The organism is Reyranella sp. (assembly GCF_004297405.1).
Lineage (GTDB): Bacteria > Pseudomonadota > Alphaproteobacteria > Reyranellales > Reyranellaceae > Reyranella.
The window spans coordinates 234,829-257,511 of the sequence record NZ_SCVC01000011.1 but is presented as its reverse complement, the minus strand read 5'-3'; the positions used below and the strand labels follow the sequence as shown (position 1 = coordinate 257,511).

At 65.3% G+C, this 22,683-nt stretch carries 18 protein-coding genes; 7 read left to right on the top strand and 11 right to left on the bottom strand.

What is annotated here, in order from left to right:
• Positions 1–123 precede the first annotated feature (123 nt).
• Positions 124–420: a cupin domain-containing protein gene (locus EPO50_RS09110; RefSeq protein ID WP_296343137.1), complete on the bottom strand. Its 297-nt coding sequence runs from the start codon at positions 418–420 to the stop codon at positions 124–126.
• Between the two features lie 159 nt (positions 421–579).
• On the opposite strand from EPO50_RS09110, the gene EPO50_RS09105 reads away from it, so the two are divergent.
• Both EPO50_RS09105 and EPO50_RS09100 read left to right on the top strand, forming a co-directional pair.
• Positions 580–1,851 carry an MATE family efflux transporter gene (locus EPO50_RS09105; RefSeq protein ID WP_296343135.1) on the top strand — a complete coding sequence of 424 codons (1,272 nt, stop codon included), beginning with the start codon at positions 580–582 and terminating at the stop codon, positions 1,849–1,851.
• 29 nt (positions 1,852–1,880) lie between these two features.
• Entirely contained in the window at positions 1,881–2,576 is a 696-nt protein-coding gene (locus EPO50_RS09100) for a bifunctional 2-polyprenyl-6-hydroxyphenol methylase/3-demethylubiquinol 3-O-methyltransferase UbiG (protein WP_296343133.1), read from the top strand.
• Here EPO50_RS09100 and EPO50_RS09095 read toward each other — a convergent pair.
• Positions 2,573–6,073, bottom strand: coding sequence for an FAD-dependent oxidoreductase (locus EPO50_RS09095; RefSeq protein ID WP_296343131.1), 3,501 nt, complete (start codon positions 6,071–6,073; stop codon positions 2,573–2,575). The genes EPO50_RS09100 and EPO50_RS09095 overlap by 4 nt on opposite strands.
• Positions 6,074–6,225: 152 nt before the next feature.
• Between EPO50_RS09095 and EPO50_RS09090 the strand changes: the two genes are divergently transcribed.
• Positions 6,226–7,230 (top strand): COX15/CtaA family protein, encoded by a 1,005-nt coding sequence (locus EPO50_RS09090; protein WP_296343130.1) that lies wholly within the window; start codon positions 6,226–6,228, stop codon positions 7,228–7,230.
• A gap of 14 nt (positions 7,231–7,244) precedes the next feature.
• Positions 7,245–8,951 (top strand): SEL1-like repeat protein, encoded by a 1,707-nt coding sequence (locus tag EPO50_RS09085; RefSeq protein WP_296343128.1) that lies wholly within the window; start codon positions 7,245–7,247, stop codon positions 8,949–8,951.
• Positions 8,952–8,954: 3 nt separating this feature from the next.
• On the opposite strand, the gene EPO50_RS09080 is transcribed toward EPO50_RS09085, so the two are convergent.
• The 3 genes from EPO50_RS09080 to EPO50_RS09070 are packed head-to-tail and all read right to left on the bottom strand — an operon-like array spanning position 8,955 to position 13,235.
• Positions 8,955–9,797, bottom strand: coding sequence for a 4-(cytidine 5'-diphospho)-2-C-methyl-D-erythritol kinase (locus tag EPO50_RS09080; protein ID WP_296343126.1), 843 nt, complete (start codon positions 9,795–9,797; stop codon positions 8,955–8,957).
• Between the two features lie 7 nt (positions 9,798–9,804).
• Positions 9,805–11,574, bottom strand: coding sequence for a tetratricopeptide repeat protein (locus tag EPO50_RS09075; protein ID WP_296343124.1), 1,770 nt, complete (start codon positions 11,572–11,574; stop codon positions 9,805–9,807).
• Positions 11,575–11,579: 5 nt separating this feature from the next.
• Positions 11,580–13,235, bottom strand: a complete 1,656-nt coding sequence (locus EPO50_RS09070) for an electron transfer flavoprotein-ubiquinone oxidoreductase (RefSeq protein WP_296343122.1) — start codon at positions 13,233–13,235, stop codon at positions 11,580–11,582.
• A gap of 118 nt (positions 13,236–13,353) precedes the next feature.
• Here EPO50_RS09070 and EPO50_RS09065 point away from each other — a divergent pair, with 118 nt between their 5' ends.
• Both EPO50_RS09065 and EPO50_RS09060 read left to right on the top strand, forming a co-directional pair.
• Complete coding sequence (locus tag EPO50_RS09065) at positions 13,354–14,421, top strand: alpha/beta fold hydrolase (protein ID WP_296343120.1); 1,068 nt, start codon at positions 13,354–13,356, stop codon at positions 14,419–14,421.
• On the top strand, positions 14,418–15,272 hold the full coding sequence (locus EPO50_RS09060) for a uracil-DNA glycosylase family protein (protein ID WP_296343118.1): 855 nt from the start codon (positions 14,418–14,420) through the stop codon (positions 15,270–15,272). The genes EPO50_RS09065 and EPO50_RS09060 overlap by 4 nt, the downstream gene beginning before the upstream one ends.
• Positions 15,273–15,275: 3 nt before the next feature.
• Here EPO50_RS09060 and EPO50_RS09055 read toward each other — a convergent pair whose 3' ends face one another.
• Entirely contained in the window at positions 15,276–16,268 is a 993-nt protein-coding gene (locus EPO50_RS09055; RefSeq protein ID WP_296343116.1) for a tripartite tricarboxylate transporter substrate binding protein, read from the bottom strand.
• 23 nt (positions 16,269–16,291) lie between these two features.
• Positions 16,292–17,209 carry a TauD/TfdA family dioxygenase gene (locus EPO50_RS09050; RefSeq protein WP_296343114.1) on the bottom strand — a complete coding sequence of 306 codons (918 nt, stop codon included), beginning with the start codon at positions 17,207–17,209 and terminating at the stop codon, positions 16,292–16,294.
• 85 nt (positions 17,210–17,294) lie between these two features.
• On the opposite strand from EPO50_RS09050, the gene EPO50_RS09045 reads away from it, so the two are divergent.
• Positions 17,295–17,996, top strand: a complete 702-nt coding sequence (locus EPO50_RS09045) for a GntR family transcriptional regulator (protein WP_296343112.1) — start codon at positions 17,295–17,297, stop codon at positions 17,994–17,996.
• A gap of 25 nt (positions 17,997–18,021) precedes the next feature.
• Here EPO50_RS09045 and EPO50_RS09040 read toward each other — a convergent pair whose 3' ends face one another.
• Genes EPO50_RS09040 through aceB form a run of 4 tightly spaced genes read right to left on the bottom strand, consistent with a single transcriptional unit; the run spans position 18,022 to position 22,604 of the window.
• A complete protein-coding gene (locus EPO50_RS09040) occupies positions 18,022–18,450 on the bottom strand; it encodes an N-acetyltransferase (protein ID WP_296343110.1) in 429 nt (142 codons plus the stop codon).
• Positions 18,451–18,462: 12 nt separating this feature from the next.
• Entirely contained in the window at positions 18,463–19,431 is a 969-nt protein-coding gene (locus EPO50_RS09035) for a 2-dehydropantoate 2-reductase (protein ID WP_296343108.1), read from the bottom strand.
• A gap of 10 nt (positions 19,432–19,441) precedes the next feature.
• Positions 19,442–20,974: an acyl--CoA ligase gene (locus EPO50_RS09030; RefSeq protein ID WP_296343106.1), complete on the bottom strand. Its 1,533-nt coding sequence runs from the start codon at positions 20,972–20,974 to the stop codon at positions 19,442–19,444.
• A gap of 10 nt (positions 20,975–20,984) precedes the next feature.
• Positions 20,985–22,604 (bottom strand): malate synthase A, encoded by a 1,620-nt coding sequence (gene aceB, locus EPO50_RS09025; RefSeq protein WP_296343104.1) that lies wholly within the window; start codon positions 22,602–22,604, stop codon positions 20,985–20,987.
• Between the last annotated feature and the right edge of the window lie 79 nt (positions 22,605–22,683).

The window sequence follows — 22,683 nt, the reverse complement described above, 5'->3', positions numbered from 1 at the left end:
CGCTGGACTCTGGGGGCGGTCTCAAAGGGCTCGAGTTCGTGCCGGACCGCTGGGCGGACCTCATATGAGCCCGGGGAGGCCCCAAGTCAATGCGACCAGGCGCGGGGCAGCCGCGCGGGTCGGTCAGGCCTTGAGCTCGATTTCCACGAAGACGAACTCGAAATCATTGGGGTTGATGACGTCGTGCTCGACCCCGATCTGCCGGGAATAGGAAACCCCGGCCCGGAGCGGCGCCGGTACGGTCGCCTTGCCGTCGAAGATGTGCAGTTCCCCCGTCGTTATCGGGACCACGACGTAGTCGTGATTGTGGCGATGCCAGCCCGTGTGACTGCCGGGCGGAAAGCGCCATTCCGTTACGATCACACGATCGTTCTCGACCTGGACGGAGGGCTTGGCGAGCGGGCGTTCCTTGTCTGTCATGGCCAAAAGCTAATGATGCCCGCAGGGTTTGTCAGGTGACAGGAGGGCGCGGGCTGATATGGTGCATATGCACATAATCTGGAGCCTCCCCTGTCCCACCCTCTCCTGACTGCGCCGATCGGCTCCAGCCTCTGGAAACTCTCGGCGCCGACCACGGCCGTGATGATCGCGCAGACTTTCGTCGCCATCGCCGAGACCTTCATCTTCGGCCGGCTGGGCACGGATGCGCTGGCGGGTTTCGCCCTCGTCTTCCCGCTCATGATGATGATGACGATGATGGCGGCGGGCGGCATGGGGGGTGGCGTGGCAGCCGCCATGGCGCGCGCCATGGGCGCCGGCCGACGCGACGATGCGCGCTCGCTGGTGCTGCATGCCCTGGCGCTGGGGACAGTGCTCGCCCTCCTCTTCACCCTGCTCGCCTGGACCGTGGCGCCGACGCTTTATCGCCTGCTGGGCGGTGAAGGCCGGTCGCTCGACCATGCGCTCACCTACTCGCATGTGCTCTTCTCTGGCTCGCTGCTCATCTGGGCGAACTTCTTTCTGTCGGCGCTGCTGCGTGGCGGCGGCGATGCCGCAACACCCGGCCGCTACATGCTCTTCTCCTCGATTGCCCAGGTGCCGCTCTCCTATGTGCTGGCGCTGGGCATCGGCGACTGGCCGGGCCTCGGCATGGCGGGACCGGCACTCTCCTCGCTGGTGACGTCGGCCGTCTCCGCCCTGCTGCAGGCGCGCGCCCTGTGGGGCGGCAAGCTGGGGTTCGTGCCGGCACTCGGCGGCCTCTCCCTGCAAGGTCGTCTCTTCTGGGACATCCTGCGCGTCGGCCTGATCGCCTCCTTCTCCGCCTTCACCGCCAACCTCACCGCCATGCTGGTGACAGGTCTGGTCGGCCGGTTCGGCGTGGCTGCGCTCGCAGGCTACGGCATCGGCGTGCGGCTGGAATTCATGCTGGTGCCGCTGGCCTTCGGTATCGGTTCGGGCCTCACCACCCTGGTCGGCGTGGCGGCCGGCGCCAATGACTGGCGGCGCGCTGTGCGGGCCGCCTGGACCGGCAGCCTCGTCGCGGGTCTCGGCATCGGTCTCTTCGGCTGGATCGTGGCGATCGTGCCCGAAGGCTGGGCGAGGCTCTTCACAAACGATCCGCAGGTGATCGCGGCCACTGTCGCCTATGTCACGCACGTGGCGCCGTTCTATTGCCTGTTCGGCGTGGGCATGACGCTTTCCTTCGCAAGTCAGGGCGCGGGCCGGATGACCGCGCCGTTCTTCGCCGGCATCGCCCGTCTTTGTATTGCCACAGTCGGCGGCTGGTTCATGATCGAAAGTCTGGATTGGGGCTTGCACGGCGTGTTCACGGCGATCGCCATCGGCATGATCGCCTTCGGCAGCCTGATCGCCGGCCCGCTGCTCGTTCACCCCTGGCGCGCGCGGGCGTGATAGACTGGCTTCCTCATCAGGAGGAAGCGATGCAACGACCCTCCCCGGCCTACGGCACGATTCACACCTGGAACCGCAATCCCGCCGACGAAGAGGCGATGGGCGCCGCCCATGCGCCGATCTGGCGACGCATGATCGACGTCGCCATCCATGGCAGCCTGCACAACTCGGCAGTCCTCGATTACGGCTGCAACCAAGGCGGCTTCCTGCGCATGCTCTACGATCGGCATCCCTTTCGCTCCGCCATCGGCATCGACATCGCCCGCGAATCGGTGGCGCGCGCCGAGCTGCTGAAAGGCCATCGCCCAATCGACTACAAGGTCGGCCACAGCGCTGCCGCGCTCGGCAGCCCCTTCGACTTCGCCTTCAGCCATGAAGTGCTCTACCTGCTACCCGATCTCGCCGCGCACGCCGCCGACATGAAGGCCGCCCTTCGACCCGGTGGCGCCTATATCGCCGCCATGGGCTGCCACAAGGACAGTGCCGTGTGGTCGCGCTGGCGCAAGCTGATCAGCGAGAGCTCGTCGATCCCGATCTACGATCATTCGCTCGACAGCGTCGCGAAGGCTTTCTCGGAAGCAGGCTTCACCGTGGGCGTTCGCCCGCTCGACCTCGATGCTTTCATGCCGGTGACGGTGGGCAGCGACTATTTCCCGAAGGTGGTCGACCAGCTGCGCTACTACAGCCAGGACAAGGTACTGTTCAGGTTCGTGCGCACGCCCTAGCGTGCGCCGATTTTCCTCAGCGAGCGGTCGATCCAGAGCGCGCCGATCTTCTCCTGCACGGAGTTCTGGCGCAGCCGTTGGCGAAGACCGGCGAAGTCGACACGGTCGAGCTCCTGATCCTGATTGAAGCAGGAGAAGACGACACTCTCCTTGCCGGTCACCGGGTCCTTATGGAGCTGCAGGCACTGGGCGCAGATCTCCTTCATCATGCATTGCATGGGGGAGTTGATCGAACCCAGCGCACGATGATCGGCTTTGAGGAACGGCTTCAGCGCATTGTGCCGCGCCAGCCGCACCGCGTTCATCATGCCGTCGGAGCCGATGGCGACGATACGGTCCGCCGCATTGTAGGGGATCGGCTGGTCGCCGAGTTCACCTGATGCGTAGCGGCGCATCGCTTCGACGATGTTGGCGACCAGCGCCTTGTCCTGCGGCCGGCCCGGCGTGAAGCCCGGCTCCTCGTCGCAGCACCAAATTACGACATCGGCCGCCGCTTCGATCTCTTCGACCTTGTAACGGTCGATGACCCGCTTGTAGCCCGCGAAGTAGAGCACCTTGCTGCCGGCCTTGCGGAAAGCCTGGCCGATCGAAAACAGAACGGCATTGCCCAGGCCGCCGCCAACAAGGACAACCGTTTCGCCCGGTTCGATCTCTGTCGGCGCACCGGTCGGGCCCATGACGATCACAGGTTCGCCGGGCTTCAGCATTGCGCAGAGATCGGACGAGCCGCCCATCTCCAGCGCGATCAGCGACAGCAGGCCCTTGTCCTTGTCGACCCACGCGCCGGTCAGCGCCAGACCTTCCATGGTGAGCAGTGTGCCTTCGCTTTGCAGCGACCGCGCCTCGTAGTTCTGCAGGCGATAGAACTGGCCGGGCTCGAAATTGCGCGCCGCCGCCGGCGCTTCGACGACGACCTCGACGATAGTGGGTGTCAGCCGATCGACGCGAACGACGCGGGCACGCCACTCCCGATTGGCCTCGCCCAGGATTTCGGCCGGCGTACGCTTGGGTGCCGGCAGTGCCGTCATCGCGCGCGTCAGCACCGGATAGCCCTGCTTGGCGCCGCCCATCGCCTTCACAACATTGCCGGCGAAGGACGGATGCAGGTCGCCGAAGAACGACATGAAGCGGTTGTCGGCATGGCGGTACATCAGCACCCGCACCTCGGCAGGCTTGGCGACGCGCTCGGGTGTGGCGGGATTTCCCTCCTCGTCGAGGGCGCGGAAGTACTTGCCGTCGATGAAAGCATGCGTCGCATCTTCACGCGCCAGCACGGTGTTGGGCTGCGTGCCGGCCGCCACCAGGATAGTGCGCGCCGGCAGAGTCGCCTCGACCTTGGCGCCGTTCTGCTCGCCCGCCACCTTCAGCGCCTTGGCCTGACCGACAGCATCGACTTCGACCGCGACTGGCGAGAGGCCTTCGACGAAGCGGATGTCTTCCTCGAGCGCCTTCAGCACTTCCTCGTGGTTCAGCGTGTAGGACGGTGAATCGATCAGACGGCGGCGATAGACCAGCGCCACGCCGCCCCAGCCATTCACCAGCTTGGCGATCGCAGGCTCGCGGCCTTCGCGGGCCGCCGCCTCGCGCTCGGCACGGATCGCCTTGGCGTGCGCTATGAACTCGTCGGCGATCTCGCGCTCTTCCGGTGACCAGTTGCCCTGCACCGCCGCTTCGCCGCGCTCGGCGACCAGCGCTTCATGCCGTGCCAGGAACTTCTCGACCTGCAGCGGATAATAGGCGAGCGATTCGGTTGCCGTGTCGATGGCGGTCAGGCCGCCGCCGATGACCACCACCGGCAAGCGGATCTGCAGGTTGGCGATGGATTCTTTCTTGGCCGCGCCCGTGAGCTGCAGCGCCATCAGGAAATCCGACGCCGCACGCACGCCGCGCGCCAGGCCGTTCGGCAGATCGAGCACGGTTGGCTTGCCCGCGCCGGCACAGAGCGCGATATGGTCGAAGCCCATGGCGAAAGCGCTTTCGACCGTCACCGTGCCGCCGAAGCGCACGCCGCCGAACATCGAGAACTCGGCGCGCCGCTCCAGCAGGAGCCGCACCATCTTCAGGTAGTTCTTGTCCCAGCGCACGGTGATGCCGTACTCGGCGACGCCGCCGAAGCCTGCCATCGCCCGCTCACCGAGATTTTCGCGCAAGGCCGCGACGTCCTTCACCGCCTGGAACCCGACGCGCGTGCCATCCATCGCCACCCCGGATTGCGCTTCGGGTAACGGCTCGATCTTGAGCCCGTCGATGCCGACCACCGTATGGCCGTCGTTCATCAGATGATGGGCAAGATTGAAACCGGCCGGTCCCAGGCCGACGACCAGCACGGTGCGCCCCGTCGCGGGACGCGGAATCGGGCGGCGCAGATTGAGCGGATTCCACCGCGTCAGCAGGGAGTAGATCTCGAAGCCCCAGGGCAGACCGAGCACGTCCTTCAAGGTGCGGGTCTCGATCTGCGGGATGTCGACCGGTTCCTGCTTCTGATAGATGCAGGCCTTCATGCAGTCGTTGCAGATGCGGTGGCCGGTCGCCGCCAGCAGAGGATTGTCGACCGCGGCGATCGCCAGCGCGCCGACCGAGAAGCCCTCCGCCTTCAGGAGGTTCATCTCCGAAATCTTTTCCTCGAGCGGGCACCCTGCGAGGGTGACGCCGAAGGGCGACTTCTGGAACGCGCCGGTCTTGCGATCCCGCAGCCCCCGAGAGCAGCTATCCTTGCCCTGGTTGTGGCACCAGATGCAGTAGTTCGCATGGTCGAGGGCGCGCACGAGGTCGAAGCCCTGGTCGGTGAGCGCAAACCCCTCGCGATGCCGTAGCAGTGGCCGCGGCAGCTTCATGCGGATGACGCCATCGACCGTCTCGGTCTCGATCGGCACGAGATGCTCGAAGTCGAGCTTGTGCGGCACCTTGAACAGCGGCCCGTCGTGATGGCGCTTCTTGCCCTCGGGATGATGCAACGCCCAGGCGGCATACTCCGCAAAGGCCGTGATCTCGGGCGTCGGCGTCTCGACCTTGAACTCGGCGCCGACGAGATCGCGAACCGCGAGCGCGAAGGCGAGTTCCCACTCCTCCAATCCAGCAGAAAGATCGACGGCCAATTTGACGTTCGCGGTGACGGTCGCACCGTCGAGTGCCGCCGCGGCATCGGGCTTGATGGCGCGCGTGACGTAGCGCTGCACAAAGAGCCGCTTGCAATCATAGAGCGGCGCCAAGCGGCTGTGGCGACCGCGCAGGGCAGCGACCTCTTCGCCGACCCCAAACAGGGTGCCGATGAAATCCTCGAGTGGCCGCGCCAGCTCGATCAGCAAATTCGATTCGTCTTTGGCTGCCAACCCTTCCGGCGCAGCGCGTGCCGCCATCAGGCGTGCATGGATATCGACGTTGGCTTCGCTCAGCCAGGTGACGAACGCAGCATCGAGACGGCTCAGTCCCTCGCGATCGTAGAAGTCATTGAAGCTGAGCCCGAAGGTGACCGGCGGGGCCAGCGGGGACGCGATCATTACCGTGTATCCGGATAGGGCGAGGAAAACAGTTCGTGCACGAACCGTTAAACAAGGTGCCCCGGAAGCGCAAGGCATCGCAAGTCATGCCGCCGATTAGCGACATTAATGCCAGATGACGGCGTAGCCCGCTTCACGCATGGTCCGCCTCGATGCAGCCCGTCCCTCCCTCCGTGCGCAATTGGCTGATCGTCGTTGCGGCGATGATCTTCTTCATGATCGTGATTGGCGCGCTCACGCGCCTCACCGAGTCCGGCCTGTCGATGGTCGAGTGGCGACCCGTCACCGGCTGGCTGCCGCCGCTTTCCGATACAGCCTGGCAGGCAGAGCTGCAGAAGTATCTTTCCTCACCGCAGGGACGATTGGTGAATCATTCTTTCACCGTCGGCGAATTCAAAGAGATCTTCTGGCTGGAGTACATCCACCGTGTGTGGGGACGGCTCATCGGTGTCGTCTTCGCCTTGCCGCTCGCCTGGTTCTGGTGGCGGGGTGCCCTCAACGCGCATCTGAAGCCGAGACTTCTCGCGCTGCTGGTGGCCGGTGGACTGCAGGGCGCGCTTGGCTGGGCCATGGTGGCGTCGGGCCTGGTCGATCGGCCGGCGGTCAGCCACTACCGCCTGGCGGCCCATCTCCTGCTGGCCATCACCCTCTATGCCTACACGGTCTGGCTGATCCTCGAACTGGGGCCGCAGGCGGCGCGCCAGGACGATGCCAAGACGCGGCGCAAGGCCACGGCTCTCATCGGCTTCCTGTTCGTCGTACTGACCTGGGGCGCGTTCATGGCGGGGCTGCGTGCCGGCGCCGCCCACAACACCTTCCCGACCATGTCGGGTCACTGGATCCCGCCCGGCCTGTTCGATCTTTCACCCTGGTGGATCAACCTCTTCGAGAACGGCACGACCATCCAGTTCATCCATCGCTGGCTGGCCAAGCTCCTGGTGTTGGGGGTGCTCGTGATGGCCTGGCGCGCGCCGCGGCCCGAGACGATGATGGCGGCCATGATGGCATTCCTGCAGCTTGGCCTCGGAATTGCCACGATCCTGACCGGCGTCAGTATCGGCATCGCCACTGCACATCAGGCCGGCGCGGTGCTTTTGCTGACCGCGCTGATCATTGTGCGACATCGCGCCATGCCTTCTCTGCAGCGGCCAGTCTAGGCTATTCTCAGACGATGACCGGAAGCACCGACCGGCCCTCCCCCTTTGCGACCCTGAAGCGACCCGCCGTCTTGGCGGGGGTCGCCGTCGTGCTCGTGGCTGCAGCCACAGGCGGCGCCTGGCTGACGCGGCTGGCGAACGACGCGGCGTCGCCCGTTGCCGCAAAGGCCGCGGATCCGGCTCAGACCGCCTCGAGCGCGCCGCCTGAAGCAGTAGCCAAGGTCGATCCGCCGCTTAGTGCACCGCCACCGCCGACCAGCGCCGACTTCGACAACGCGACCCTTGTCGACGTGAAGATCGTCGACGCAAAGGCCGAGGAAACGAAGCCTGTCGACGCGAAGGCTGCCGAGTTGAAGCCCGCCGACGCGAAGACGGACTGGGAAGCAATGCCGATCCGCGAGTTGCGGACCAGGGCCGAGGGCAACGAAATCCTGGCCATGGAAGAACTGGCGCGCCGGCTGCTGCAGGGCGTAGGCGTCACCAAGGATGCTCAGGCCGGCGCCGGTTGGCTGCTGAGGGCGGCACAAGCGGGCTCGGCGCAGGCGGCCTTCAACGTTGGCGTGATGTACGAGCGCGGCTTCGTCGTCGAACGCGACTCCAGCAAAGCCATCGAGTGGTATCGCAAGGCCGTCGATGCCGACATGCCGATGGCCAAGCACAACCTCGCTTTGCTGCTGCGCGACGGCAAGGGCGCCGCGCGCAACGGCAAGGAAGCCGTCGAGCTGCTGCGCTCGGCGACACGCCAGGGCATGGTCGCTTCGATGTTCACCCTGGGCGACATCTACGAACGCGGCGATGCCGCACCGAAGGACCAAGCAGCCGCTCTGGCCTGGTTCACCATCGCTTCCGAACTCGACCGCCAGATGAACAAGGGCGAGGAAACGCCGCTCTCCAAGACCTCGGGGCAGCGGGCGCAAACTTTGCAACGTCTCCTCACGCCAGGCGAACTGGAGCGCGCACAGCAGGTCGGCCAGGACGAGTTCAAGCAGATCGTCGAGGCCCTGCAACCACCCAAGCCTGCCTCACTCCCACAATCCAGTGGGCCGGCGCCGACGGCGCCGCAAATCGCCAATGTCGATCCGCCCGGCTGGCCGCAAGCCGCCAACGAACAGGTACGGGCCACTCAGCAGGTCTTGTTCGACCTCAAGCTCCTGCGTGACCCGCCAGACGGCGCAATCGGACCGATGACCCGCACCGCGATTCGTACCTTCCAGAAAGGTGCGGGAATGCGCGAGACCGGCGAGCCCAGCAAGGAATTGTACGTCGCGATGCGCACGGCGCTGGCCAACCGTGACGTCGTCGCCAACTCGCCGTTGCCGCTTCCACCAAAGGCGGAGGCAAAAACCGAAGAGAAGGCGCAGGCTCTCGCGGCTGAACCCAAGGCTGCCCCTCCGGTCGAGCAGCAAGCCAGCATCATCGATATCGGCAAGCCCGAGCCACCGCCGCCGCCGCCGACTTCGATCGATATCGTGCGGCCGACATTGCCGGCCGATGCGACCTGGCCGACGGTGCCAGTAGATCAGGTCAAGATGGTGCAGATGCTTCTGGTCGAGCTCAATCTGTTGCGCGACACGCCGGACGGCATCATGGGACCGCTGACCCGCACGGCGATCCGCGACTATGAGAAGGCGGCGGGCCTCAGGATCACCGGCGAGCCCAGCAAGGCGCTGTTCGAGTCGCTGAAAGAACGGCGTCGATCGGCGACGCCTACCAAGCCTTAAACGTCAGCCCGTAACGAGCTGACCGGCATGTCGCCACCATGACGGCGGCAACTCTGCCTCTGCACGCCGCGCTGCGTCGATGGTTGCGTAGAGACCGAAGCAGGTGGCGCCACTCCCGCTCATAGCGGCGTGAACAATGCTGTCGCTGTGCTGAAGGGCTTGCAGGATCTCCGCAATCTCGGGCCGCAAGGAGATGGCTGCCTCGGTGAGATCATTGCCGCGTGCGGCGAGCTCACGGCCGAATGCAGCGAGATCAGGCCACGCCGTGGGTGCCGCCCTCTCGGCCGAAAAGGCCCCTTGGCGCGCGGCGAAGACCTGCGGCGTCGGCAAGGGCACTCCCGGATTGACCAGCAGGATCGCACAGGCAGGCAGACGCGGCGCCGGCTCCAGTCGTTCCCCGACGCCGGAAACAAGCGCTGCCCGGCCGGCCAGGCACATGGGCACATCGGCGCCGAGTTCGGCCGCCAGTTCGAACAACTCTTCCTGGGGCATCGCCACACGCCAATGATCGACCAGCGCCAGCAGCGCCGCCGCCGCATCGGCCGAGCCACCGCCCACTCCGGCCGCGACGGGAATGCGTTTGGTGAGACGGAGCGCGGCGCGCGGCGCCAAACCGGCACGCCCTGCCAACCGACGCGCGGCCTTCAGAACGAGATTGTCGGCTTCTTCCTGGAGCGCAGCAGCGCCGGGACCTACGATCTCCAGAGACAGGTCGGAGGCGGCGCTCACATCGAGTTCGTCGGCAAGATCGGTGAAGGCAACCAGAGAATCGAGCAGGTGATAGCCGTCGGCTCTTCGACCGACGACATTCAGCCAGAGATTGACCTTTGCCCGAGCCAGCGGCACTGCGCGATCAGCCGCCCTGCTTGGAATCGGCGGCCTTCTCGTAGACGGTCGGCTTATCGTTACCCGGGCTCAGCCCGTTCGCCAGCTTGTCCTGGATGATCGGCAGGCGATCCTTGTCGGGCTTCTGGTGCAGGGCGCGCTCCCACTGAAAGCGCGCCTCGCGCCGGCGACCGACATGCCAATAGGCATCGCCGAGATGCTCGGCGATCGTCGGGTCCTCGCCCTTCTGCTCCGTGGCCCGTTCCAGCCAGTCAACGGCCTTGTCGTATTGACCAAGCCGGTAGAAGGCCCAACCAACGCTGTCGGTGATCGATCCGTCGTCGGGCCTGAGTTCAGTCGCCCGCTCCAGCATCTTCATGCCTTCCTCGAGCTTCATCCCCTGGTCGATCCAGCTATAGCCGAGATAGTTCAGCACATAGGGCTGCTCGGGCGAGAGCTCGAGCGCCTTCTTCATGTCGAGCTCGGCCTTTGGCCACTGCTTGGTGCGCTCCAGCGCAATGCCGCGACCGAAGTAGACCTGCCAGTGACGCTCTTCGGGCTTGCGCATGCGCGAGATCGCCGTGTCGTAGGCAGCGACGGCGTCGGCATAGCGTTCCTTGGTGCGCAGCAGGTCGGCCAGGGTGAGCGCGGCGTCGATGCGGTTGGGCTTCTCCGCCACCAGGGCGCGCAACCGGCTGACCGCCTGGTCGAGCTTGTCTTCCTGCGCATCGAGCGCCGCCGTGCGCAGCCGCGCCTGCCAGTAGAGCGGCGAGTTCGGTCCGATCTTGCCCAGCGCCGTGACAGCCTTCGGGACCTGATTGAACTGCTCGTAGAGGCCCGCAATCATCAGCCAGGCGAAGTCCTGATCGGGCTTCAGGCTGGTGGCGAGCTGGTAGAAGATCAGCGCCAGATCGGTGCGCTGGTTGCGTTGATCCGCCGCCAGGATGCCGCCGATATCGAACAGGATTTCGGCAATACCGGACGCCGGCGACGGCGGCTTGGGCATCGGCGCGTTGGGCGCGATCAGCGCATCGACGACGACGGCGTCGCTGTACTTTTCGCCATAGGTCTTCAGCAACTCGCGTGCATCGGCATCCTTGCCAAGCCGGCGCAAGCCCTCGGCCACGGCGATCGTGGTGCGCAGGCCATTACGATCGAGCGTCGAGGCTCGGCGGTACTTCGCTTCGGCCGCGGCCTTGTCGCCGGCCAGCTCGTCGATCTGCGCCTCGATGACCAAAGCCGGCGCTTCGGCCCGCTCGCCTGCGGCAGGCTTCAGGCGCGCGAGATAGGAACGGGCTGCAGGAAAATCCTTCTCGCCGGCCTTCAGCCAGGCCATCACATACTCACGCAGCGCGCCGAGCTGATTCTCGGCACCGATGCGGCCCAATTGCCGCTCGGCACCGCGATAGTCGCCCTTCTTGATCGCCTCGACGGCCAGCACCAGGTTGGCGAAACCGTCCCCCGGACGCGTCGCAAGGACTGCCGGCGCGAGCTGCGCGGCCTGATCGATGCGGCCGGCATACACGCGCAACCGGAAGGCCGCGTAGATCATTTCCGGATCGTTGGGCGTCAGCGCCAGCGCCTGATCCATCTGATCGGAAGCGATGTCGTAGTCGTGATCCTGTTCGCCGACGCGAGCGGCCAGGTAGCGGCCCGCCAGCGAGGTCGGTTGGAGCCGGACACCGGGTTGAGTCTGCGACGGCTTAGCTTGCGGCCGGTTGCCCTGTTGGGCCTGGCCCGCGAGCGGGAGAACGGATAGCAGCGCTGCTGAGAGCAGCACGAGGGGAATGCGTCGCATGCGTCTCACATGTTGGGATAGTTAGGCCCGCCGCCTCCTTCGGGCACGGACCAGTCGATATTCTGCGCGGGATCCTTGATGTCACACGTCTTGCAGTGCACGCAGTTCTGCGCGTTGATCTGGAAGCGCGGCTGGCCGTTGTCGGCCGTCACCACCTCGTAGACGCCGGCCGGGCAATAGCGTTGTGCCGGCTCGGCATAAAGCGGCAGGTTGACCGCGATCGGGATCGAGGGATCGCGCAACTTCAGGTGAACCGGCTGGTCCTCCTCGTGATTGGTGTTCGACAGGAACACCGAGGAGAGCTTGTCGAAGGAAAGCACACCGTCAGGCTTGGGATACTGGATCGGCTGGAACTCGCTCGCCGGTCGCAGAGTTTCATGATCTGCCTTGTGATGGCGCAGGGTCCACGGCAAGCGGATGCCGAGATCGTGCAGCCACATGTCCATGCCGCCATAGAGCGTACCGAGCGTCGTGCCCCACTTCAGCGCGGGCTTCACGTTACGTACCTTGTCGAGATCCTTCCAGATCCACGACGCCTTGAGCTTCACCGGATAGGCGATCAGCTCGTCGCCGCCGGTCTTGCCCGCCGCCAGTGCTTCGAAGGCCGCTTCGGCCGCCAGCATGCCGCTCTTCACGGCATTATGGCTGCCCTTGATGCGTGGCACGTTGACGAAGCCGGCGGAGCAGCCGATCAGCGCGCCACCCGGGAAGGTGAGCTTCGGCACCGACTGCACGCCGCCTTCGTTGATGGCGCGCGAGCCGTAGACCAAACGCTTGCCACCCTTCAGGTACTTGGCGACATCGGGATGCGTCTTGAAGCGCTGGAACTCGTCGAACGGTGAGAGATAGGGATTCTCGTAGGACAGATGCACCACGAGGCCGATGGCAACGAGATTGTCGCCAAAGTGATACATGAACGAGCCGCCCGAGCTGCCGGTCTCCGACAGCGGCCAGCCCTGCGAATGCACGACCAGGCCCTTGCGGAAGTTGGCAGGATCGACCTGCCAGAGTTCCTTGATGCCGATACCGAACTTCTGCGGATCGACGCCATCGCGCAGATCGAACTTGGCCATGAGCTGCTTGGCCAGCGAACCACGCACGCCCTCGCCGATCAGCGTGTACTTGGCATGCAGTTCCATGCCCGGCGTGTAGCTGTCCTTGTGGGTGCCGTCCTTGGCGACGCCCATGTCGCCGGTGGCGACGCCCTTCACCGAGCCGTCTTCGTTGTAGAGGACCTCGGCGGCGGCAAAGCCCGGATAGATCTCGACGCCCAGTGCCTCGGCCTGCTGACCGAGCCAGCGGCAGACGTCGCCCAGGCTCACGATGTAGTTGCCGTGGTTGTTCATCAGCCGCGGCAGCAGGAAATTGGGGAAACGGTAGGAACCGCTCTTGGTGAAGAACAGGAACTGGTCGTCGGTGACCTGGGTCTCGAGCGGCGCGCCCTTCTCCTTCCAGTCGGGAATGAGTTCGTTCAGACCGATCGGATCGACCACAGCGCCCGAGAGGATATGGGCGCCGATTTCCGAGCCCTTCTCGATCAGGCAAACCGACACTTCGTGATTGCGCTCTGCCGCGAGCTGCTTCAGGCGGATCGCCGCCGACAGCCCGGCCGGACCGCCGCCCACGATCACAACGTCATATTCCATCGCCTCGCGCGTCATACCTGTCTCGCTCTGCAGTGCCTTTTCCTGATGGACGCGCGCCTGTTGGGCGGCAATCCTTCGATTCTAGATAGCCTGTCGGGGGCAGGATCGCCACCCGCTGAGAGGGGGAATTCCCGTGGCAGAGTTGACCGGTATCGAGAGCAAGATCTTCTCTGCACGCGATTATCGCCTCGAAAGTGGCCAGACTTTGCCCATCCTTGAGCTTGCGTACGAAACGTACGGAACGCTCTCGCCGGCCAAGGACAACGCTATTCTGGTCGTGCATGGCTACACGTCGAGCCATCACGCAGCAGGCAAAAACACACCCGGCAAGCAGGGACGTGGCGTCCCCGAGGGTTCCGCCGGCTGGTTCGACGGCCTGATCGGCCCCGGCAAGGCGGTCGACACCGACCGTTATTTCGTCGTCTCCGTGAACGCGCTGGGCTCGGCGCACGGCAGCACGGGCCCCAACAGCACCGATCCGCGCACCGGCAAGCCCTACGGCCCGACCTTTCCCGACATCACCATGCGGGACATCGTCGGCAGCCAGAAGCTCCTGGTCGATTCGCTCGGACTGAAGAGCCTGGTGGCGGTGATCGGCCCCTCGATGGGCGGCTTCCAGTCGTTTCAGTGGGCCGCCTCCTATCCCGGCTTCATGAAGGCGATCGTCCCTTCGGTGACAGCGCCACGCTCGCCGGGCGGGCTGGATCGGCTGGAGAGCCTGCAGAAGCGGCTGGCCTCGGATCCCAACTGGAATGGCGGCTGGTATTACGAGAATGGCGGCATCGCCCGCACTCTCGAAGAGATCCGCTTCGAGACGCTGATGAACTACGGCCAGAACGAGATCCTGGCCGAGACCATGCCCGATCCCAAGGCCCGCGAGGCGGCGATCCGCGCCAATGCCCAAGCCTGGTCGAGGATCTACGACGGCCACTCGATGGTCGCGCTGCGCCGGGCCATCGGCACCATCGACATCACCGGCGACTACGACAAGCTCAAGGGCACCAAGGTGCTCTATGTGCAGTCTCCGACCGACAAGCTGTTCGACATCGCCCTGTCGCCCGCCTATGTCAGCGACATGCGCAAGGCCGGCATCGACGTCACCTATGTGGAGCTGCCCTCCAACAAGGGCCATATGGCGAGCCACGCCGATGCCGCCCTGTGGGCGCCGATCCTCGGGGCCTTCCTGAAGCGTCTTTCATGAGCGATCTCTCCCTGGCACCCGATGCCGCAGCAGCGCTGCTGCGCTGGTACGTCGACCAGGGTCTCGACGAGGCGATTGGCGAGGAGGCGGTCGACCGCTTTGCCTTGCCTTCGCCCGTCGCCGTTACAGCCTCCGTCACCCCCATGGTCGCGCCAGGTGCAACGCCTGCAGCGCCGACACCGATCCGCCCGACGGCACCCCTGCCTCCGCGCGCGCCTGTGCCGCTCGAATCGCCGCAGCTCGTAGAAGACGCCCGCGAGGTCGCGCGCAAGGCCACCAGCATCGCCGAACTCGAAGCGGCAGTGCGCGCCTTCGAAGGCTGCGCGCTGAAGCGCACCGCCAAGAACACGGTGTTCGCCGACGGCGTCATCGGTTCGCCAGTGATGATCGTGGGCGAGGCGCCGGGGGCCGACGAGGACCGGCTGGGCAAGCCGTTCGTCGGCGTGAGCGGCCAGCTCATGGATCGCATGTTCGATGCCATCGGCATGAGCCGAGAGCGCGACCTCTATATCACCAACATTCTCTTCTGGCGGCCGCCCGGCAACCGCACGCCGACCTTGGCCGAGCAGGCGATCTGCCTTGCCTTCACACGCCGCCATATCGAACTCGCGCGGCCAAAGCTCCTGGTGCTGGCCGGCGGCACGGCCGTGAAGGCCGTGCTCGACACGACCGAGGGCATCACGCGCCTGCGCGGCAAGTGGACGACGCTGCGGCTCGACGACGGCACCGAGGTGCCAACGCTGCCGACCTTCCATCCCGCCTATCTGCTGCGCACGCCCGCCAGCAAGCGGCAAAGCTGGTGGGACCTGCTGTCGGTGGACAAGAAGCTGAAAGACCTGGGCGCGAGATAAGCCCTAGCTTGGCTTCTTCACCTGCACGCCACTGTCGCGGATCAGCTTTCCCCACCGATCGTATTCGGCGCGGATGAACACTGCGAATTCGTCGGACGTGCTGCCCACGGTCGTGGCGGCAAGCGGCGCGAGCTGCTGTTTGACCTCCGGCATCCGTGCAATCGCCGCGACATCACCGCTGAGTTTGGCGACGACGGCCGGTAGCAACTTGGCTGGCCCCAGCACGCCGTACCAGGCCGAAGCCTCGTAGCCTTTCACCCCGGCTTCGGCGACCGTCGGCACGTCCGGAAGGCCTTCGAAGCGTGTCGCGGTCGTGACGCCGATCGCTCTCAACGCTCCGCTGCGGACATGAGGCAGGAAGGAACTCGCATCGCCCAAGGAGACATTCACGCGATTCTGCAGGATGTCGGGGATCATGGGCGCAACACCGGCATAGGCCACATGCTCGAAGCGCACCTTGGCCAGGCTTTCGAACAACAGCGCCGCGAGATGTGGCGATGAGCCGATGCCCGCGGTGCCACAGTTGAGACGGCCGGGATTCTTCTGCGCATAGGCGATCAGCTCGGCAATCGAATGGATTGGCTGACTGGGGTGAACGACGACGAGCATGGCGACCGTCGCGAAAAGGCTGATCGGCGTGAAGTCGTTCAACGTGTCGTAGGGCATGTTGGGCATGAGATGCGCGTTGGTGGCGCTCGTGCCGATCGTGCCCAGCAACAGCGTGTGGCCATCGGGAGCCGCTTGAGCGACCGCCGCGGCGCCAATGGACCCGGACGCCCCAACCTTGTTCTCGACGATGACGGGTTTGCCCCACCGCTCGCCCAGCCGCTGCGCGACGATGCGCGCGCAGGTGTCGGTGGCGGCACCGGGCGCAAACGGCGCGATCACCTTGACCTGCTTGGTCGGATAGTCGGGCGTCGCGAAGGCTGAGCGGCCACCGGCCAAAGCGGCGGCAGTCGCCATCAGGCCCTGCGTGAGCCCACGTCTCGTCGTCATGTGTTTCCTCCGGTTCTTGTTTTTCAGGCCACGGCCGCGAGCATCTGCATCAACGCTTCGCGATCGTCAGTGCGCGCAGCCGCCGGTTCGAGGACGCGGCCGGTCACCTCACCCTGGAGCGAGCAGCGCAGCATCAGGCGCGGCTGGCGCTGGTCGAAATCGGGCAAGGCGATGTGTTGCGTGCATCGATTGTCCCACATCACCAGATCGTTGACGGTCCAGCGGTGGCGATAGATGAACTCCGGCGACTCCGCGTGTTCGTTCAGGAAGCCCAGGAGTGCCGCACTCTCCGCATCGGACAGGCCAATGATGCCGCGGATGCGCTGACCAACCAGCAAGGACCTGCGGCCGGTCTCCGGGTGGGTCTGGACGACCTTGTGTGCCACCGGCGGGTTGCGGCGCTTCATATCCGCGACCTTCTCCGGATCGCGCTGCTCCAGCCCCTTGACCAGCGACGCGTCATGGATCGCCTCCATGTCGTCGATGAAGGCGCGCATGCGCTGGCTCAGCGTCTCGTAGGCGAGATACATGTTGGCGAACATCGTGTCGCCACCCACCGGCGGTTTCTCCCGGCACAGCAGCAGCGCGCCCTTTGCCGGCCGCGACGTGAAGGTCAGGTCCGTGTGCCAGTTGCGGCCGGTATTGCGGGTGTCCGAGGGCTTGCCGTCGATGAGCTTGTTGGTGACCAGCAGGATCTCGCGATGGTCGGGGTGCGTGTAACGCGGCTGGAACTCGTGCTTGTCGAGATCGCCGAAGCATCGCGAGAAGGCGATCTGCTCGTTCGTGGAGAGGTCCTGGCCTGGAAACACCAGCACCAGGTGGCGCAGCCAAGCGTCGTTGATGGCGTCCTTCAAGGCCGGCTCGAGCGGCCGGCGCAAATCCACACCGGTGACTTCGGCCCCCAGCGCGTAGCCGATCGGCTTCACCTGAAGCGTGCTCATGCGTTCCTCCTTCAGTTACCGCACTATTGCCGATTGTCGATTGTCTGACAATAATCAATCTGACAAATTGTGATAGGGTCGCGCCGTGTCCCCCACCGCCCCACAAGCGCCGATTCCCCTCGGCAAAGCCGTCAAATCGCTCCCCGAGCTCCTGGCCGAGAGGATCCTCGAGGACATCATGTCCGGCCGCCTCCCGGCCGGTGAGCGGCTGAAGGAGTTCGCCCTGGCGGAGCAGCACGCCGTGAGCCGTGCCACGGTACGCGAAGCCCTGATCGCCCTGGCCAAGCTCGGCTACGTCGAGCAGATCCCGCGCTTCGGCGCGCGCGTGGCGCCCTTCGCGAAGGACGATGTCTTCCACCTGTTCGAGATCCGGGCGGCCCTGCTCGCGATCGCCGCACGCAATTGCGCGCTCGATCCCGCGGCGCCGCGCGAGAGGCTGGCGGAACTCACGGACGAGATGGAGCGGCTTGCCGCCGATTCCGAGACACCCGCGCAGGTCTTCTCGGAGCGTTCCGTCGCGGCTCAGACTCTGCTCATCGCCGCGAGCGGCAATGGCCGACTGCCGGCGCTGTACGAACATCTTTCGGAGATCAGCAGCTGGCGCATGATCCGGGGACGCGCCACGAGCTTTCTCAAGGCTGAGCGACGCCGGGAAGCCGCCAAGGATTGGCGAGCCATCGAGCGTGCGATCAGCTCTGGCGATGCAGGCGCAGCCGAAGCCGGCGCCCGGCTTCTCTTCGCGCACTCCTCGGCGGCCGTGCGCGCCGAGCTTCAGGGCGCGGAGTGAAGCGTCGAGAGGCTTTCGCCTCTCGTTACTTTGCCAACGTCTTCTTCAGGAAGAATTTCTGGTGGCCGGACGGGAAGTCGTCGAGCGTGGCGAAGAGTTCGTAGCCGCGCCTCTCGTAGAACGGCCGAGCCTGGAATGAATGCGTGTCGAGATACGCGGAATGGCAGTTGCGATAGCGGGCATAATCCTCAGCGGCATCCATCAAGCGCGTCGCATGGCCTTTGCCGCGCAGTGCCTCGTCGACCCATAGGATGGAGACGAACAGCCAGTCGGCCCAGACGTAGCCCAGCAGCCCGCCAAGGGTTTCGTTCTTCTCGCCCTTCAGGAAGATATAGCAGGGATAGTAATCGGATTTTCCCGTCTGGCTCGAATTGAACATCGAGAGGCGGTCGCGCACATAGGTGGCCGCGCGCTCGTTGTCGGGATCGAAGACGAGATCGATCTTCTCGTCCATGCCAGCCTCCTCTCAGCGCATCGCTGCGCGCTGGCGCACCAGCGCCAGAACGGTCCGGCCGATCGGCATGTCGACGCCGACCCACTCGGCCATCTCCACCACGGCGCCCAACAGCGCCTCGATTTCGAGTGGGCGGCCGCGTTCGAGGTCCTGCAGCATGGACGTCTTGTGCGCGCCGACCTCGGCGCCGCCCGCGATGCGCTTGTCGACGCCGATGGCAAACTTCACACCAAGCTTCTCGGCGACCTGCTGCCCCTCGACCATGAGCGCGCGGCAAACGGCATGCGTACCGGGTTCGGCGATCAACCGGTCCAAGGTCGCCGTGGTAAGCGCACTCAGCGGATTGAACGCCATGTTGCCCCAGAGCTTGACCCACAGCTCGTCGCGGATGCGCGGCCGCACCGGCGCCTTGAAGCCCGCCTTGATCAGCAGTTCCGACAATCTGGTCGCGCGTTCGCTGCGGCTGCCGTCGGGCTCACCGAGGGAGAAGCGATCACCATAGGTATGCTCGACTACACCCGGCTCGACCACGTCGGCTGCCGGATAAACGATGCTGCCCAATACCTGCGATGGCGGCAGGTCTGCCGTGAGCTTGCCCTCGGGATCGACCGACTCGATGCGCCGGCCGTCAAAGTCACCACCGAGCTTGTAAGTGTACCACCAGGGCACGCCGTTGATGGCCGCCACGATGGTCGTGTTAGGTCCAATCAAAGGCTTGAGCTGCGCCATTGCCGGCAACAGCGAATGCGCCTTGAGCGTCAGCACCAGATAGTCCTGCGGACCGATCTCCTTCGGATCGGTCGCCACACGCGGGCGCGTGACGGTCTCCTGCCCCTCGCTCAGGAGGGTCAGGCCTTTGGTCCGCAGGGCATCGCCATGCGGTCCGCGCGCCACGACGGTGACCGGCGTGCCGGCCATCTCGAGCTTGGCCGCCATCAGACCGCCGATGGCGCCGGCACCGAAAACGCAGATCGAGGTCACGCGCGCTCCTTCAGGCCGTCACTTCGCCGAGGCCAAGCTTGGCGGCAAGGCCGATGCGCTGCAGCTTGCCGGTCGCACCCTTGGGGATCTCGGCCACGAACACGACCTTGCGCGGCACCTTGAAGTCGGCGACGTGTTTGGCCACGAAGTCGCGCAGCTCGCGCTCCGTGCATTCGATGCCACTACGCAGCACGACGACGGCGCCCACCTCTTCCCCCAGCTTGGGATGCGGGATGGCGAAGGTCACGCACTGCTCGACCGCCGGGTGATCCATCAGGATGACGTCGATCTCGATCGGGCTGATCTTCTCGCCGCCGCGGTTGATGATCTCCTTCAGCCGGCCGGTGAGGAACAGGTACCCGTCCTCGTCGAAGCGGCCCTGGTCACCCGTGCGGAACCAGCCATTGGCAAAGGCCTTGAGGTTGGCATCCGGGTTGTTGTCATAGCCCGCCGTCACGTTCGGCCCCTGGATCACGACTTCGCCGATTGTGCCCTGCGGCAGCATGTTGCCGGCATCGTCCATGATGGCGATCTGCGGACCAGCCGCCAGGCCGACCGCGCCCGGCTTGCGCTTGCCCGGCGGCAGCGCGTTCGACGCCATCTGATGGCTGGCCTCGGTCATGCCGTAAGCCTCGATCACCGGGCAGCCGAACGCCGCCTCGAGCTCGGCCATGACCTGTGGCGGCAGCGAGGCCGACGAGGACCGGATGAAGCGCAGCTTGGCGGCCTTGGCCGCTTCGACATGGCTGCGCAGGCGACCCAGGATCGCCTGATGCATGGTCGGCACGGCCGTGTACCAGGTGGGCTTCACTTCCTCGAGCCAGGCGAAGAAGCGCAGCGCATTGAAGCCCGGCGCGCACGACACCGAAGCGCCGGCGCCCAGCGACGACAGGGTTGCCGCGATCAGGCCGTGGATATGGAACAGCGGCATGATGTTGAGGCAGCGGTCGGCCGGTGTGAGCGCCAGCGACTTTCCAATGTGGCGCGCCGAGGCAGCGAGGTTCGCCGTCGATAGCGGCACGATCTTGGGCCGCGCCGTCGTGCCGGACGTATGCAGCACCAGAGCGATCTCCTCGCCCGTCGACGTTCCGGGCTTGGCCGCCTTGGCAGGCTTCAGGGCCGAGACGTCGAGCGTGAAAGTGCCCGCGGGCGCATCAGCCGTCGGCACCAGCTCGACAATCGGCACGCCGACCTTGCTGGCAACCGCACGTACCGGACTGTCCATGCCCTGCTGCACGATCACGGCCTTGGGCTTGAGATCTTCGAGGTAGAACTCGAACTCTTCATCGCGATAGGCCGGATTGAGCGGCGCCGACGTCGTGCCCGAGGCCACGGCGATGAACGAGGCCGCCATCTCCGGGCCGTTGTGGACGACCATGGCGACGCGATCGCCACGGCCGATGCCGACACCGTTCAAGGTGGCGAGCGTGTCGTCCGTGAGTTTCTTGAGGCCCGCGTAGGTGAGCCAGGGACGACCCGGTGCCCCGATCGCCGGTGCATCCGCCTTGCCGGCCGAAGTGACGTCGTAAACGTTGTTGACCATCGTCTGTCCCTCAGGCCGCAGCTTTCTCGTCGGCGATGATGCGATCGTACGCCGGCAGGGTCAGGAATTCGTAGAACTGCGGCTGCTCGACCAGGTCGATCATGAGCTGGGCCGCGTCTTCGTAACGGCCCTTGGCGTAGTTCTCCTCGCCCATCTGGGCCTTCACCTTGTCGTTCTCCTCGCGCACGATCTCGCGCACGAGCTCCTTGGTGATGGCACGACCGTCGTCGAGCTTCTGGTTGTGGCGCACCCACTGCCAGACCTGTGCGCGGCTGATCTCGGCGGTGGCAGCGTCTTCCATCAGGTTGAACAGCGGCACGCAACCGATGCCGCGCAGCCAGGCTTCGACGTAGCCGATGCCCACGGCCACATTCTGGCGCAGTCCCGCCTCGGTCTTGGGACCCGACGGCATCTGGATCAGGTCGGCCGGCGTGACGTTCACGTCCTGGCGCTTACGCGCAATCTGGTTGGCTTCCTTCATCACCGCATCGAACTCGGCCTTGGCGATCGGCACGAGGCCCGGATGCGCAACCCAAGTGCCGTCATGGCCGTCACCAGCCTCACGCTTCTTGTCGGCGTGCACGCGGCCCATCGCCTCGTCGTTGGCCTTTGGATCGTTCTTGATCGGAATCTGCGCCGCCATGCCGCCCATCGCATGCACCTCGCGGCGATGGCAGGTCTTAATGACGAGCTGGCTGTACGAGCGCAGGAAGTGCGAGGTCATGCCGACCGTGCCGCGATCCGGCAGCACCGCCCACTCCTGTTCACGGAACTTCTTGATGAAGGAGAAGATGTAGTCCCAGCGGCCGCAGTTGAGGCCAGCCGAGTGGTCCTTCAGCTCCCACAGGATCTCGTCCATCTCGAAGGTAGCGAGGATAGTCTCGATCAGCACGGTGGCCTTGATTGACTTCTGCGGCACGCCGAGCGCGTCCTGCGCATGGACGAACACGTCGTTCCACAGCCGCGCCTCGAGATGGCTCTCCATCTTCGGCAGGTAGAAGTACGGGCCAGTGCCGCGCGACAGCGCTTCCTTGGCGTTATGGAAGAAGTAGAGACCGAAATCGAACAGCGAGCCCGACATCGGCTTGCCGTCGACCGTGACGTGCTTCTCGAGCAGGTGCCAGCCGCGCGGCCGGACGAACAGCACGGCGGTCTTGTCGTTCAGCTTGTAGGCCTTGCCGCTGTTGGGATCAACATAGTCGATCTGGCGGCGCACCGCGTCGGCGAGATTGTACTGGCCCTCGACCATGTTGGCCCAGGTCGGCGTCGAGGCATCCTCGAAGTCGGCCATGAAGACGTTGGCGCCGCAGTTCAGCGCATTGATGATCATCTTGCGATCGACTGGTCCGGTGATCTCGACGCGGCGATCCAGAATGTCCTGGGGCAGCGGCGCCACCGTCCAGTCGCTCTCGCGGATCTTCGCCGTCTCCGGCAGGAAGTCCGGCTTTTCGCCAGCATCGAGCCGCTTCTGGCGCTCGACGCGGGCCGCCAGCAACTCCTCGCGGCGGTCGTTGAACTTGCGCTGCAGGTCGGCAAGGAATTCGACAGCCTCCTTGGTGAGCACCTTTTCGAAGCCGGGCTTGATCGCGCCGTCGATCGAAACACCCGCCGGAAGGTCCAGAGCCGTCATTGCATTTCCCCTTGAAATCGTTCGAATCACTGCGAAGGGGCGATTTACCGCCTTGAGGCCCCGCCCGGCAAGGCGCTAC